Annotated in this window: 14 protein-coding genes; 10 read left to right on the top strand and 4 right to left on the bottom strand. The window is 60.8% G+C overall.

Annotation, left to right across the window (positions count from 1 at the left end; genetic code table 11):
• Nucleotide 1 precedes the first annotated feature (1 nt).
• Nucleotides 2–910: a DUF535 family protein gene (locus MKR05_RS08160; RefSeq protein WP_044523663.1), complete on the bottom strand. Its 909-nt coding sequence runs from the start codon at nucleotides 908–910 to the stop codon at nucleotides 2–4.
• Nucleotides 911–1,199: 289 nt separating this feature from the next.
• Here MKR05_RS08160 and MKR05_RS08155 point away from each other — a divergent pair, with 289 nt between their 5' ends.
• Nucleotides 1,200–1,340 (top strand): hypothetical protein, encoded by a 141-nt coding sequence (locus MKR05_RS08155; protein WP_002908189.1) that lies wholly within the window; start codon nucleotides 1,200–1,202, stop codon nucleotides 1,338–1,340.
• Between the two features lie 47 nt (nucleotides 1,341–1,387).
• On the opposite strand, the gene MKR05_RS08150 is transcribed toward MKR05_RS08155, so the two are convergent.
• The gene (locus tag MKR05_RS08150; RefSeq protein WP_284118120.1) at nucleotides 1,388–2,278 is read right to left on the bottom strand and encodes a LysR family transcriptional regulator; all 891 of its coding nucleotides are present in this window, start codon (nucleotides 2,276–2,278) and stop codon (nucleotides 1,388–1,390) included.
• 140 nt (nucleotides 2,279–2,418) lie between these two features.
• Here MKR05_RS08150 and MKR05_RS08145 point away from each other — a divergent pair, with 140 nt between their 5' ends.
• The 6 genes from MKR05_RS08145 to MKR05_RS08120 are packed head-to-tail and all read left to right on the top strand — an operon-like array spanning nucleotide 2,419 to nucleotide 8,143.
• Nucleotides 2,419–3,126: a CoA transferase subunit A gene (locus MKR05_RS08145; RefSeq protein WP_023290007.1), complete on the top strand. Its 708-nt coding sequence runs from the start codon at nucleotides 2,419–2,421 to the stop codon at nucleotides 3,124–3,126.
• A 1-nt stretch (nucleotide 3,127) separates the two neighbouring features.
• Nucleotides 3,128–3,784 (top strand): CoA transferase subunit B, encoded by a 657-nt coding sequence (locus MKR05_RS08140; RefSeq protein ID WP_021312467.1) that lies wholly within the window; start codon nucleotides 3,128–3,130, stop codon nucleotides 3,782–3,784.
• Between the two features lie 9 nt (nucleotides 3,785–3,793).
• Nucleotides 3,794–4,975 (top strand): acetyl-CoA C-acetyltransferase, encoded by a 1,182-nt coding sequence (locus MKR05_RS08135; protein ID WP_226327381.1) that lies wholly within the window; start codon nucleotides 3,794–3,796, stop codon nucleotides 4,973–4,975.
• A gap of 11 nt (nucleotides 4,976–4,986) precedes the next feature.
• Nucleotides 4,987–5,910 (top strand): 3-hydroxyacyl-CoA dehydrogenase family protein, encoded by a 924-nt coding sequence (locus MKR05_RS08130; RefSeq protein ID WP_049014245.1) that lies wholly within the window; start codon nucleotides 4,987–4,989, stop codon nucleotides 5,908–5,910.
• 44 nt (nucleotides 5,911–5,954) lie between these two features.
• Nucleotides 5,955–7,349, top strand: coding sequence for a GntP family permease (locus MKR05_RS08125; RefSeq protein ID WP_197743183.1), 1,395 nt, complete (start codon nucleotides 5,955–5,957; stop codon nucleotides 7,347–7,349).
• Nucleotides 7,350–7,372: 23 nt separating this feature from the next.
• Nucleotides 7,373–8,143 (top strand): 3-hydroxybutyrate dehydrogenase, encoded by a 771-nt coding sequence (locus MKR05_RS08120; RefSeq protein ID WP_023290011.1) that lies wholly within the window; start codon nucleotides 7,373–7,375, stop codon nucleotides 8,141–8,143.
• Between the two features lie 19 nt (nucleotides 8,144–8,162).
• Here the strand turns inward: MKR05_RS08120 and MKR05_RS08115 are convergent, their stop codons facing one another.
• Entirely contained in the window at nucleotides 8,163–9,035 is an 873-nt protein-coding gene (locus tag MKR05_RS08115; RefSeq protein WP_004145376.1) for a LysR family transcriptional regulator, read from the bottom strand.
• A gap of 106 nt (nucleotides 9,036–9,141) precedes the next feature.
• Here MKR05_RS08115 and budA point away from each other — a divergent pair, with 106 nt between their 5' ends.
• From budA to MKR05_RS08100, 3 genes are read left to right on the top strand one after another with little or no spacing between them, the layout of a single operon-like run.
• The gene (gene budA / locus MKR05_RS08110) at nucleotides 9,142–9,921 is read left to right on the top strand and encodes an acetolactate decarboxylase (protein ID WP_002908205.1); all 780 of its coding nucleotides are present in this window, start codon (nucleotides 9,142–9,144) and stop codon (nucleotides 9,919–9,921) included.
• A 9-nt stretch (nucleotides 9,922–9,930) separates the two neighbouring features.
• Nucleotides 9,931–11,610, top strand: a complete 1,680-nt coding sequence (gene alsS / locus MKR05_RS08105; RefSeq protein WP_023290012.1) for an acetolactate synthase AlsS — start codon at nucleotides 9,931–9,933, stop codon at nucleotides 11,608–11,610.
• Nucleotides 11,611–11,633: 23 nt separating this feature from the next.
• On the top strand, nucleotides 11,634–12,404 hold the full coding sequence (locus tag MKR05_RS08100) for a (S)-acetoin forming diacetyl reductase (RefSeq protein WP_180265612.1): 771 nt from the start codon (nucleotides 11,634–11,636) through the stop codon (nucleotides 12,402–12,404).
• 177 nt (nucleotides 12,405–12,581) lie between these two features.
• On the opposite strand, the gene MKR05_RS08095 is transcribed toward MKR05_RS08100, so the two are convergent.
• Nucleotides 12,582–13,118, bottom strand: coding sequence for a GNAT family N-acetyltransferase (locus MKR05_RS08095; protein ID WP_048297679.1), 537 nt, complete (start codon nucleotides 13,116–13,118; stop codon nucleotides 12,582–12,584).
• Nucleotides 13,119–13,181 lie beyond the last annotated feature (63 nt).

Genomic DNA, 13,181 nt, shown 5'->3' with positions numbered 1-13,181 from the left:
GTTAATTCACCCGCGAACGCAAGGTGATTTGCCGCAGGGCGTTGGCCATATCGAGCTGAATCAGCTCTTTAATGCCTTCGCGCTTAATAAACTGGCTGCGGTGTTTACTTTTCACCTCTTCAATACTTTTTTTGATCTCTTGCGCCGGCAGTTTATACCAGCCGCGAGCCTGTTTCTCACCGCCCATTTCCAGCCACAGCGATGAGTAACTGGCTTTCACCAGATCGCTTTTCACGTGGTAATCGGAATCGATCGCGTAGACCGTGGTGATGTTGAAATAGCCTAAGAAACCATACAGCACGCTCATGATGATATTTTTCGGCCGCGCGCCATGCAGCTCTTTGGTCAGCGCCTTCACCTCTTCATTGGTGATATCTTTCCCGCCCTGAATACCGCCGATATAGGCGCGGCCATCGTCGGTACAGGAAAAACAGACGCTATAGACGCGACGGTCGCCGAGAAACAGCTGCAGCATCAGTTCACCCTCCTCCTGAAACGGCGACGCCAGCAGCTTAACGTCAAGCTTATCGCCATTTTTCAAAGGAATAGCAAACATCGCCCGGCCAAAATCCGCCACGTTATAGAGCTGCGGCAGCACATCCGGCTGAAATGTTTTCTCGATAAAATTCAGCGAACCGTGGGCAATATCCAGCTTGCGCCGTTTTGACATCCGTTTATTAAGATAGGCCTTAAAGGGTTTATCCTCGAAAGGCACCAGCCCCTGGGTTACGGCGGTCAACCGCGCGCACTGATATTTGGCGCAAAGTCCTTGATATTCTCTGTACTTACCTCCTGCGAGCGAGAGCTCTCTGCATTTTCGTAAAATTTTTTTATAGTTTATTTTGACCTGACCGATCACTTTATTATGTTTACGCCATTCTTTGATGGCGCCTGCAACAGTATGTCCCATTGATTAAGATCCATAGATTCATCCATAATCGCGGCCATATTAACATAAAAGATATTCGTCAACGCTTAATTACACCTTCGTTGTCCTTTCATTTAATATTGCGGCAGGAAATTGTTCTGCCGACGATAATTAAAATTAACGCCATCCTGTCAACGATTAATTATGGTAGGTGATGCCCGCCGCCCAGCGACTTAACGCTCTGTGCGTTCGGCGCGAAGCGCGGGTACATCCGCGGGCGGTTTTACCCTATACTTGACGCTGATCCAAAACCAGCAACGATAGGTAACTTATGGAAATTGATCTCGACAACCTGGTCTTCAGCGGCCTGGATGAAGCGGAAGAGCGCAACGCGGAGCGTCTGGAAGAAGCGGACAAAAAAGCCCAGGCGATCGTTGCCGATGACGATTGCGGCGACGCCTGCAAAATCTGATTATCAAACCGGCCCGCGGGCCGGTTTTTTTTTGCCTCCCGCCCGCCTCAGCTGGGTAAAAACCCTTTCAGCGTATCCAGCAGCGCCTGCGCCGCCTTCGACAGCGGCAGATGTCCGGCATAAATCGCCCCAACGCACTTTTCAATCGGCGGATCGCTAAGCGGAATGCACACCGCCCCCAGCGAGGCCATCTGCGTTTTACATAGCGCAGGCACCGCGCTGCCCCCCAGCCCGCTGGCCACCATTCTCCCCACCGTCACCAGCTGATGGCTCTCCAGGGCCACGTCCAGCTGACGCCCGCTGCGCGCCAGCGCCTCCTCCAGCATCAGGCGCACCGCCGAAGGGCGCTGGAGGGTAATAAAGTCGAGGGTTAACAACTCCTGCCAGGTGAGCTTTTTTTTCTTCGCCAGCGGCGATTGCCGGGGAACGATCGCCACGAAGCGGTCCACCGCCAGCGGGGTAAACAGCAGGTTGTAGCTGGGCGATGGCTCGAAAGCGATACCCATTTCCACCCGCCCCTCGCGCACCATCTCGATCACCTGCTCATTTATCACGTCATGTACCGTGACGTTCACCCCGGCATAGCGGTCGCGGAAGGCTTTCAGCGCCTCCGGCAGAACGTTGGCGGCGAACGACGGCATCGCGGCGACCGAGATTTTGCCCCGCTGCAGGGTAAAGCTCTGACGCATCGCCTCCTCGACGTTATCCCAGTCGGCCAGCAGCTGACGGGCCATCGGCAGAAAGAGTTCCCCCTCCTGGGTGAGGGTCACTTTGCGGGTGCTGCGCTGCAGCAGCGCGCCCCCCAGCGCCTCCTCCAACCCTTTGATGGTCAGGCTGAGAGCTGGCTGCGACAGATTCAGCCTTTCGCTGGCGTGGGCGAAATTGAGAGTGTGAGCTACCGCTAAAAACGCGCGTAACTGTTTGACACTCATTCTCATTTTTCATCCTGTTAACTAATTGAAAGAAATTAGTTAACAGGAAATTAATAAGATTTCCAAATGAGTGGGTCACAAATTCAAAATTATCAAATCAGTCGCCAGCGCCAATGATAAGGCTATCGCAAGGCAGGAGAGACAAGATGGCAGGACTGGATAAACGCGTCGCCAGCTACGAAGCGGCGCTGGAAGGGTTAACGGACGGCATGACGCTGCTCGCCGGCGGCTTCGGCCTGTGCGGTATACCCGAAAATTTGATCGCCGAAGTGAAGCGCCGCCAGGTGCAGGGGTTGACGGTGGTTTCCAACAACTGCGGCGTCGACGGCTTCGGTCTCGGCATGCTGCTGGAATCGCGCCAGGTCAGCAAAGTGGTGGCCTCTTACGTCGGGGAAAACGCGCTTTTTGAACAGCTGGTGCTGAGCGGCGAGCTGGCGGTAGAGCTCACCCCGCAGGGAACGCTGGCGGAAAAAATCCGCGCCGGCGGCGCCGGGATCCCCGGCTTTTACACCGCTACCGGCTATGGCACCCCTGTCGCCGAAGGCAAAGAGGTGCGCCAGTTCGACGGTAAAAATTACATTCTCGAACAGGCCATTCGCGGCGATTTCGCCCTCGTGAAGGGCTGGAAAGCTGACTGGTACGGCAACGTGGTTTACCGCCACACCGCGCAGAATTTCAACCCGCTGATGGCCACCGCCGGGCGCATTACGGTGGTGGAGGTGGAAGAGATCGTGCCGCCGGGCGAACTGCCGCCCTCCGCCATTCACACCCCGGGGATCTATGTCGACCGGCTGATCGTCGGGCAATTCGAAAAACGTATTGAACAGCGCACCCTGCGCGCCGGAGGGCACTGAGATGCTAACCCGTGAACAAATGGCGATGCGCGTCGCCCAGGAGCTGCGCGACGGCGACTACGTTAACCTCGGGATCGGTATCCCGACGCTGGTGGCCAACTATATCCCCGCCGGTATTGAAGTGATGCTCCAGTCGGAGAACGGCCTGCTGGGGATGGGCGAATTTCCCGATGAGGAAACCATCGACGCCGACATGATTAACGCCGGCAAACAGACCGTCACCGCGCAAACCGGGGCGGCGATCTTCGATTCCGCCCAGTCGTTCGCCATGATCCGCGGCGGCCACGTCGATCTTACGGTTCTTGGCGCCTTTGAGGTCGACGTCGCGGGGAATATCGCCTCGTGGATGATCCCCGGGAAAATGGTTAAGGGGATGGGCGGCGCCATGGACCTGGTGGCCGGCGCGCAGAACATCATCGTGGTGATGACCCACGCCTCAAAGAACGGCGAATCCAAACTGCTGCCGCAGTGCACCCTGCCGCTCACCGGCGTGGGCTGCATTCGCCGGGTGCTCACCGACCTGGCCCTGCTGGACATTGTCGACGGGGCGTTTGTCCTGCGCGAAGTGGCTCCGGGGGTCAGCCCCGACGAGGTGATGCGTAAAACAGCGGGACGGCTGATCGTCGCCGACGACGTGCGCGAAATGCGCTTCAGCTAAGGAGAGACCATGACCGATATTGCCATTGTTGCTGCAGTACGCACCCCGGTCGGCAGCTTTCGCGGCGCCTTCGCCCCGCTTTCCGCCATCGACCTCGGCGCGACGGTGGTGCGCAGCCTGCTTGAACGCTGCCAGCTGCCCGCCGCGGCGGTCGATGAACTGATTTTCGGCCAGGTGCTCACCGCCGGCTGCGGGCAGAACCCGGCGCGCCAGACCGCGCTGCGGGCCGGCCTGCCGGTGGACACCCCGGCGGTCACCGTCAATCTGGTGTGCGGCTCCGGGTTGAAAGCGGTTCAGCAGGCGGTGCAGGCGATCCGCTGCGGCGACGCCGGGATCGTTATCGCCGGCGGCCAGGAGAGCATGAGCAATGCTCCCTATCTGATGCACGGCGCCCGCGACGGCCTGCGTTTCGGCCACGCCAGCCTGCAGGACAGCATGATCCAGGACGGCCTGTGGGACGCCTTTAACGACTACCACATGGGCATTACCGCCGAGAACCTCGCCGATGCCTTCGATATCAGCCGCGAGCGCCAGGACGCCTTCGCCGCCAGCTCCCAGCGCAAAGCGGCGGCCGCTATCGCCGCCGGACGCTTTCGCGAGGAGATCGTCCCGGTCAGCGTTCCGCAGGGCAAAAAGCCGCCGCGTGTCGTGACCGACGATGAACAACCGCGCCCGGAGACCAGCGAGCAGCAGCTGGCCCAGCTGCGCCCGGCGTTTCGCCCGGCTGACGGCAGCGTCACCGCCGGGAATGCCTCATCCCTGAACGACGGCGCCGCGGCGGTCCTGCTGATGAGCGTCGATAAAGCGCGCGAGCTTGGGCTGCCGGTGCTGGCGCGCATCGTCAGCGCGGCGGTCGCCGGGGTCGACCCGTCGGTGATGGGCATCGGCCCGGTGAGCGCCAGCCGCAAAGCGCTGCAGCATGCCGGCTGGACGCTGGACGAAGTGGATCTTATCGAAGCCAACGAGGCCTTTGCCGTCCAGGCGCTGGCCGTCGGTCAGCTGCTCGAATGGGACAGCGAGAAGGTCAACGTCAACGGCGGCGCCATCGCCCTCGGCCATCCCATCGGCGCCTCCGGCTGCCGGATCCTCGTCAGCCTGGTGCATGAGATGCAGCGCCGGGGCGCCAGTAAAGGGCTGGCCACCCTGTGCGTCGGCGGCGGCCAGGGCATCGCCATGACCCTTCAACGTTAACAGGAGCCACTATGTTTACACCACGCCTGGCGGTACTCGGCGCGGGACTGATGGGCGTCGGCATTGCCTGTCATTTCGCCCGTCACGGTCACGCCGTCCGCCTGTATGACACCGATCCGCAACGTCTTGCCGAGGTGCCCACGGTGGCCGGGGCGATCCTGCGCGAGCTGGAGGCGAGCGGTCAGCAGGATCCCGCCGACCGCGACGCCGTGCTGAGCCGTTTAACCCCCACCCCGGCGCTGCAGGCGCTGGCCGACGCCACGCTGCTGATTGAAGCGATCCCCGAACGGCTGGCGCTGAAGCACGCCCTGTATGCCGAACTGGAAACGCTGATCGCCGACGAGGCGATTATCGCCAGCAACACCAGCGGCCTGCCGCCGGATCGGCTGGCGCAGGGCATGCGCCTTCCGGAACGCCTGCTGATCGCCCATTTCTGGCATCCGCCGCACCTGATCCCGCTGGTGGAAGTGGTGCCCGGGAGCGCCACGCTGCCCCATCTGGCGCGCCAGGTAAGCGACTTTTGCGCCGGCTGCGCGCTGGAAGCGGTGGTGCTCAACCGCGCCGCGCCGGGCTTTGTCGGCAACCGACTGCAGTTCGCCCTGCTGCGCGAAGCGCTGCACATCGTCCACAGCGGCATCGCTTCCCCGGAGGTGGTGGACCAGGTGATGCGCGCCTCGCTGGGCCGTCGCTATGCGATGGTCGGCCCGCTGGAGGCGGCGGACATGACCGGCCTGGCGACGGTCCAGGATATCTGCCAGCACCTGCTGCCAGAGCTGGCCAGCGGTACGGAGATGATGTCGCTGGTGGCGGAGAAAGTGGCGCAAGGCGACACCGGCGCCCGCAGCGGGCAAGGCTTTTACCGCTGGGACGAGGCGCGGCGCCAGCGCATCCAGTCGCGCCGGGAACACCAGCTGCGCTTCGCCCTGAAACCCTAGTATCGCGTTCTGTACCCCTACAATAACAATGAGAGTGAGACGTCGTGATGAGTGTGATAATAGCCCTGGCCGCGCTGGCGTTACTGATGCTGGCAGCCTACCGTGGATACAGCGTGATCCTCTTTGCGCCGATCGCCGCCCTCGGCGCGGTGCTGCTCACCGACCCGGGCGCGGTCGGCCCGGCCTTTACCGGCCTGTTTATGGAAAAAATGGTCGGCTTTGTGAAGCTCTATTTCCCGGTGTTTCTGCTGGGCGCCGTGTTCGGCAAGCTGATTGAGCTGTCGGGATTCTCACGGTCGATTGTCGCCGCCGCCATCCGCATCCTCGGCCGCCGCCACGCGATCCCGGTGATCGTGCTGGTGTGCGCCCTGCTGACCTACGGCGGGGTGTCGCTGTTTGTGGTGGCCTTTGCCGTTTACCCTTTCGCCGCCGAGCTGTTTCGCCAGAGCGGGATCCCCAAACGGCTGATCCCCGCCACCGTCGCCCTCGGCGCGTTCTCGTTTACCATGGACGCCCTGCCCGGCACGCCGCAGATCCAGAATATTATTCCCACCAGCTTCTTCGGCACCAATGCCTGGGCGGCCCCGTGGCTGGGGCTTATCGGCTCGCTGTTCATTATCCTCTTCGGTTTGCTGTGGCTGGAGCGCCAGCGCCGCAAAGCGCAGGCCAGCGGCGAAGGCTATGGGACCGATCTGCAAAATGAGCCGGAGACCCCGGATGACATCGACCTGCCGCATCCGCTGATCGCAATCGCCCCGCTGCTGCTGGTGGGGGTGCTGAATCTGCTGTTTACCCACTGGATCCCGCAATGGTACGGCGCCAGCCATGAGCTCACCCTGCCGGGTCTGGCGAAGCCTGTCGTCACCGAGGTGGGGAAAATCACCGCCATCTGGGCGGTGCAGGCAGCGCTGCTTTCCGGCATTGTGCTGGTGCTGGTCTGCGGCTATCGCAATATTCGCGGCCGGCTGGCGGAGGGGAGCCGGACGGCGGTGGGCGGGGCGATTCTCGCGGCAATGAACACCGCCTCTGAGTATGGCTTCGGCGCGGTTATCGCCGCCCTGCCGGGTTTCCTGGTGCTGTCGAAAGCCCTCGCGGCCATTCCCAATCCGCTGTTAAACGAGGCGATCAGCGTCACGGTGCTGGCCGGGATCACCGGCTCGGCCTCCGGGGGAATGAGCATCGCCCTGGCGGCAATGTCCGAAACCTTTGTCGCCGCCGCCCACGCCGCCAATATTCCGCTGGAGGTCCTGCACCGCGTCGCCGCCATGGCCAGCGGCGGCATGGACACCCTGCCGCATAACGGGGCGGTGATCACCCTGCTGGCGATCACCGGCCTGAGCCATCGCCAGGCCTACGGCGGCATTTTCGCCATCACGGTGATCAAAAGCCTCGCGGTGCTGTTTGTCATTGCCACGTTCTATGTGACCGGCATTGTCTGATACCAGATTGAAGGAGTAATAAAATGAATTTAGACGGTAAAACGGCGCTGGTCACCGGCTCCACCAGCGGCATCGGCTTAGGGATCGCCAAAGTGCTGGCGCAGGCAGGCGCCCAGCTGGTGCTCAATGGCTTCGGCGACAGCAGCCACGCCCGGGCTGAAGTCGCCGCGCTGGGCAAGATCCCCGGCTATCACGACGCCGACCTGCGCGACGTCGGGCAGATCGAGGCGATGATGCGCTATGCCGAAAGCACCTTCGGCGGCGTCGATATCGTGATCAATAACGCCGGTATCCAGCACGTCGCCCCGGTGGAGCAGTTCCCGGTGGACAAATGGAACGACATCATCGCGATCAATCTCTCCAGCGTCTTCCACACCACCCGCCTGGCGCTGCCAGGCATGCGCCAGCGCGACTGGGGGCGCATCATCAACATTGCCTCAGTGCATGGCCTGGTGGCGTCGAAAGAGAAATCGGCCTATGTCGCCGCCAAGCACGCGGTGGTCGGCCTGACCAAAACCGTGGCCCTGGAAACCGCGCGCAGCGGCATCACCTGCAACGCCATCTGCCCCGGCTGGGTGCTGACCCCGCTGGTGCAGCAGCAGATCGATAAGCGCATCGCCGAAGGGGTCGACCCGCAGCAGGCCAGCGCGCAGCTGCTGGCGGAAAAACAGCCCTCCGGGGAGTTTGTCACCCCGCAGCAGCTGGGCGAAATGGCGCTGTTTCTGTGCAGCGACGCCGCCGCCCAGGTGCGCGGCGCGGCGTGGAACATGGACGGCGGCTGGGTGGCGCAGTAAACCGCAGGCGTCGCGACGATCAGAACATCGCCAGAAAGCGTTTCACCGTGCGCGAGCGCTCGAAGCGCCGCCAGGCGATGGCGATATCGGTCTTCAGCGGCGCCCCGCTGAGCGGGTGATAGCTGACGTTCGGCTGTTGAATGCAGGTCATCGACTGCGGGACCAGCGCGAAGCCGAACCCGGCATTGACCATGCTCAGCGATGACGAAATCTGCGACGACTGCCAGGCGCGCTCCATATCGATGCCGGCGCGCAGGCAGCTGTTGTACACCAGCTCATACAGCCCCGGGGCCACCTCCCGCGGGAAGAGGATGGGCGCCACGTCGCGCAGCTGCTCCAGGGCCAGGGTCGGCTGCGTCGCCAGCGGGTTGTCGCGCGGCAGCGCGATAACCATCGGCTCCTCATCGATAATCCGCAGATTAAAGGCTTTACTGCTCTCGCACGGCAGACGGACAAAGGCGATGTCCAGCTCGGCCTCGCTCAGGGCGGTCATCAGATTGGCCATATTGTCTTCCATCTGGTGCAGGGTCACCCCGGGGTGATCGAGCTGAAAACGGTGCAGCAGCGTGAAGATTTGCGGGTGGAAAGCATCAGAACTGGTAATGCCTAGCGACAGGCTGCCGTTCATCCCGCGGGCAATGCCCTTGGCCTTCTCCAGCGCCGCATCGCTCATGGCGAGGATCTGGCGGGCATCCTCATAGAACGACTCACCGGCCTCGGTGAGCTCCACCCCGCGGGTCAAACGCCGAAACAGCGGGGTCCCCACCTCGCGCTCAAGCCGCTGAATTTGCTGACTTAACGGAGGCTGTGAAATACCCAGTTCCTTGGCGGCCTGGGTGAAGTGCCGCGTCCTGGCGACGGCGACAAAATAGCGAAGATAACGAAGTTCCATATCGAAAACGTCTCAAACCAGCATGGTTTCTATATTGGAACTGTGAGCTGAATCGGGTCAACATTTATTTAACCTTTCTTATATTTGTTGAACGAGGAAGTGGTATATGAATCATTCTGCTGAATGCACCTGCGAAGAGAGTCTGTGCGAAACCCTGCGGGCGTTTTCCGCGCAGCATCCCGAGAGCGTGCTCTATCAAACATCGCTCATGAGCGCCCTGCTGAGCGGGGTTTACGAAGGCAGCACCACCATCGCGGACCTGTTGAAGCACGGCGATTTCGGTCTCGGCACCTTTAATGAGCTGGACGGGGAGCTGATCGCCTTCAGCAGTCAGGTCTATCAGCTGCGGGCCGACGGCAGCGCGCGCAAAGCCCAGCCGGAGCAGAAAACGCCGTTCGCGGTGATGACCTGGTTCCAGCCGCAGTACCGGAAAACCTTCGACCATCCGGTGAGCCGCCAGCAGTTGCACGAGGTGATCGACCAGCAAATCCCCTCTGACAACCTGTTCTGCGCCCTGCGCATCGACGGCCATTTCCGCCATGCCCATACCCGCACCGTGCCGCGCCAGACGCCGCCGTACCGGGCGATGACCGACGTCCTCGACGATCAGCCGGTGTTCCGCTTTAACCAGCGCGAAGGGGTGCTGGTCGGCTTCCGTACCCCGCAGCATATGCAGGGGATCAACGTCGCCGGGTATCACGAGCACTTTATAACCGATGACCGCAAAGGCGGCGGTCACCTGCTGGATTACCAGCTCGACCACGGGGTATTGACCTTCGGCGAAATTCACAAGCTGATGATCGACCTGCCCGCCGACAGCGCGTTCCTGCAGGCCAATCTGCATCCCGATAATCTCGATGCCGCCATCCGTTCCGTAGAAAGTTAAGGGGGTCACATGGACAAACAGTATCCGGTACGCCAGTGGGCGCACGGCGCCGATCTCGTCGTCAGCCAGCTGGAAGCCCAGGGGGTACGTCAGGTGTTCGGCATCCCTGGCGCCAAAATCGACAAGGTATTCGACTCACTGCTGGATTCCTCCATTCGCATTATTCCGGTACGCCACGAAGCTAACGCCGCCTTTATGGCCGCCGCCGTCGGGCGCATTACCGGTAAAGCGGGCGTGGCGCTGGTCACCTCCGGTCCGGGCTGTTCCAACCTGATCACCGGTATGGCCACCGCCAACAGCGAAGGCGACCCGGTGGTGGCCCTGGGCGGCGCGGTGAAACGCGCCGATAAGGCCAAACAGGTCCACCAGAGTATGGATACGGTGGCGATGTTCAGCCCAGTGACGAAATACGCCGTCGAGGTGACCGCGCCGGACGCGCTGGCGGAAGTGGTCTCCAACGCCTTCCGCGCCGCCGAGCAGGGCCGCCCGGGCAGCGCTTTCGTCAGTCTGCCGCAGGATGTGGTCGATGGCCCGGTCAGCGGCAAAGTGCTGCCGGCCAGCGGGGCCCCGCAGATGGGCGCCGCGCCGGATGCCGCCATCGACCAGGTGGCGAAGCTTATCGCTCAGGCGAAGAACCCGATCTTCCTGCTCGGCCTGATGGCCAGCCAGCCGGAAAACAGCGCGGCGCTACGCCGTTTGCTGGAGGCCAGCCATATTCCGGTCACCAGCACCTATCAGGCCGCCGGGGCGGTAAATCAGGATAACTTCTCTCGCTTTGCCGGCCGGGTCGGGCTGTTTAACAACCAGGCCGGGGACCGTCTGCTGCAGCTCGCCGACCTGGTGATCTGCATCGGCTACAGCCCGGTGGAATATGAACCGGCGATGTGGAACAGCGGCAACGCGACGCTGGTGCATATCGACGTCCTGCCCGCCTATGAAGAACGCAACTATACCCCGGACGTCGAGCTGGTGGGCGATATCGCCGGCACCCTCAGCAAGCTGGCGCAAAATATCGATCGCCGGCTGGTGCTCTCCCCACAGGCGGCGGAGATCCTCCGCGACCGCCAGCACCAGCGCGAGCTTCTGGACCGCCGCGGCGCGCAGCTGAATCAGTTTGCCCTGCATCCGCTGCGTATCGTTCGCGCGATGCAGGATATCGTCAACAGCGACGTCACGCTGACCGTGGACATGGGCAGCTTCCATATCTGGATCGCCCGCTACCTTTACAGCTTCCGCGCCCGTCAGGTGATGATCTCCAACGGCCAGCAGACCATGGGCGTCGCCCTGCCCTGGGCCATCGGCGCCTGGCTGGTCAATCCTGAGCGCAAAGTGGTCTCCGTCTCCGGCGACGGCGGTTTCCTGCAGTCGAGCATGGAACTGGAGACCGCCGTCCGCCTGAAAGCCAACGTGCTGCACCTGATCTGGGTCGATAACGGTTACAACATGGTGGCCATCCAGGAAGAGAAAAAATATCAGCGCCTGTCCGGCGTCGAGTTCGGGCCGATGGATTTTAAAGCCTATGCCGAGTCCTTCGGCGCCAAAGGGTTTGCCGTGGAAAGCGCCGAGGCGCTGGAGCCGACCCTGCGCGCGGCGATGGACGTCGACGGCCCGGCGGTAGTGGCCATCCCGGTGGATTATCGCGATAACCCGCTGCTGATGGGTCAGCTGCATCTGAGTCAGATTCTGTAAGTCATCACAATAAGGAAAGGAAAATGAAAAAAGTCGCACTTGTTACCGGCGCCGGCCAGGGGATTGGTAAAGCTATCGCCCTTCGTCTGGTGAAGGATGGATTTGCCGTGGCCATTGCCGATTATAACGACGCCACCGCCAAAGCGGTCGCCTCCGAAATCAACCAGGCCGGCGGCCGCGCCATGGCGGTGAAAGTGGATGTCTCCGACCGCGATCAGGTGTTTGCCGCCGTCGAACAGGCGCGCAAAACGCTGGGCGGCTTCGACGTCATCGTCAACAACGCCGGCGTGGCGCCGTCCACGCCGATCGAGTCCATTACCCCGGAGATTGTCGACAAAGTCTACAACATCAACGTCAAAGGGGTGATCTGGGGCATTCAGGCGGCGGTCGAGGCCTTTAAGAAAGAGAGGCACGGCGGGAAAATCATCAACGCCTGTTCCCAGGCCGGCCACGTCGGCAACCCAGAGCTGGCGGTGTATAGCTCCAGTAAATTCGCCGTACGCGGCTTAACCCAGACCGCCGCTCGCGACCTCGCGCCGCTGGGCATCACGGTCAACGGCTACTGCCCGGGGATCGTCAAAACGCCGATGTGGGCCGAAATTGACCGCCAGGTGTCCGAAGCTGCCGGTAAACCGCTGGGTTACGGTACCGCCGAGTTCGCCAAACGCATCACCCTTGGTCGTCTGTCCGAACCGGAAGATGTCGCCGCCTGCGTCTCCTATCTTGCCAGCCCGGATTCTGATTATATGACCGGTCAGTCATTGCTGATCGACGGCGGGATGGTGTTTAACTAATAAATAATAAGCTCTGACATGGCTTGCCCCTGCTGATATGCAGGGGCTTTTTTTGGTTTGGGTGTGAGCATCGTGCAAAACGCAGCAACGATATTTGAAGGTCTCTGGCACGACGTGGGCAATCTGACTGGGATGAAGGCCTGCTTTGAGCGAGGAGCATGTATTTTTCTTCACCCTCTACTTCGTCCATTCTTTATGCAGTAACGCATAGATGTATGTGTCGTCATACCTTGCCTTACCATCGTCGTTTTCAAAGGAGACAAACTCTTTAAAACAACCTTCCTGTCGCATATGCAAACGTTCACAGAGTTTTTGAGAGGCCAGGTTGTAAACTTCTACCCAGGCGTACAAACGTCTGGCACCTTTTACTTTAAATAAATAATCAAACAGTGCAGCAACTGACTCGCTTGCATATCCCTGATGTTCATAACGTTGATTAAAATGCCAGCCTACTGACCAGGTATTGCTGTCTGGCTCGTTGCTATTGTCCGCAAAAAGATGTCCGATTACGGTATCGGTTTCTTTTAGACAAACGGCATACTGTGCTGGGTCAGAGGCTCGTTTAGCCACGTCGACCTCTGCCTCAGCGAGTGAATGTAACTTTTCATCCTTAAAGCAAGGAGTACGTGGTGAAGAGAGGTAATCGAACAGTGCTGGCGCATCCTCTTTTTTAAAATGGCGAATGATTAACCTTTGCGTGGTAATAATGTTCATAATGTCCTTGAAAATGTAATGCCAGCCAGTTCAGCAAAAGTCTGTTTTAAACTGGCCGGAACA

This window comes from Klebsiella sp. K5-204 (assembly GCF_030128585.1).
GTDB classification, from domain to species: domain Bacteria; phylum Pseudomonadota; class Gammaproteobacteria; order Enterobacterales; family Enterobacteriaceae; genus Klebsiella; species Klebsiella quasipneumoniae.
The sequence above is the reverse complement of the archived record's forward strand: the minus strand, read 5'-3'. Positions and strand labels throughout refer to the sequence as shown.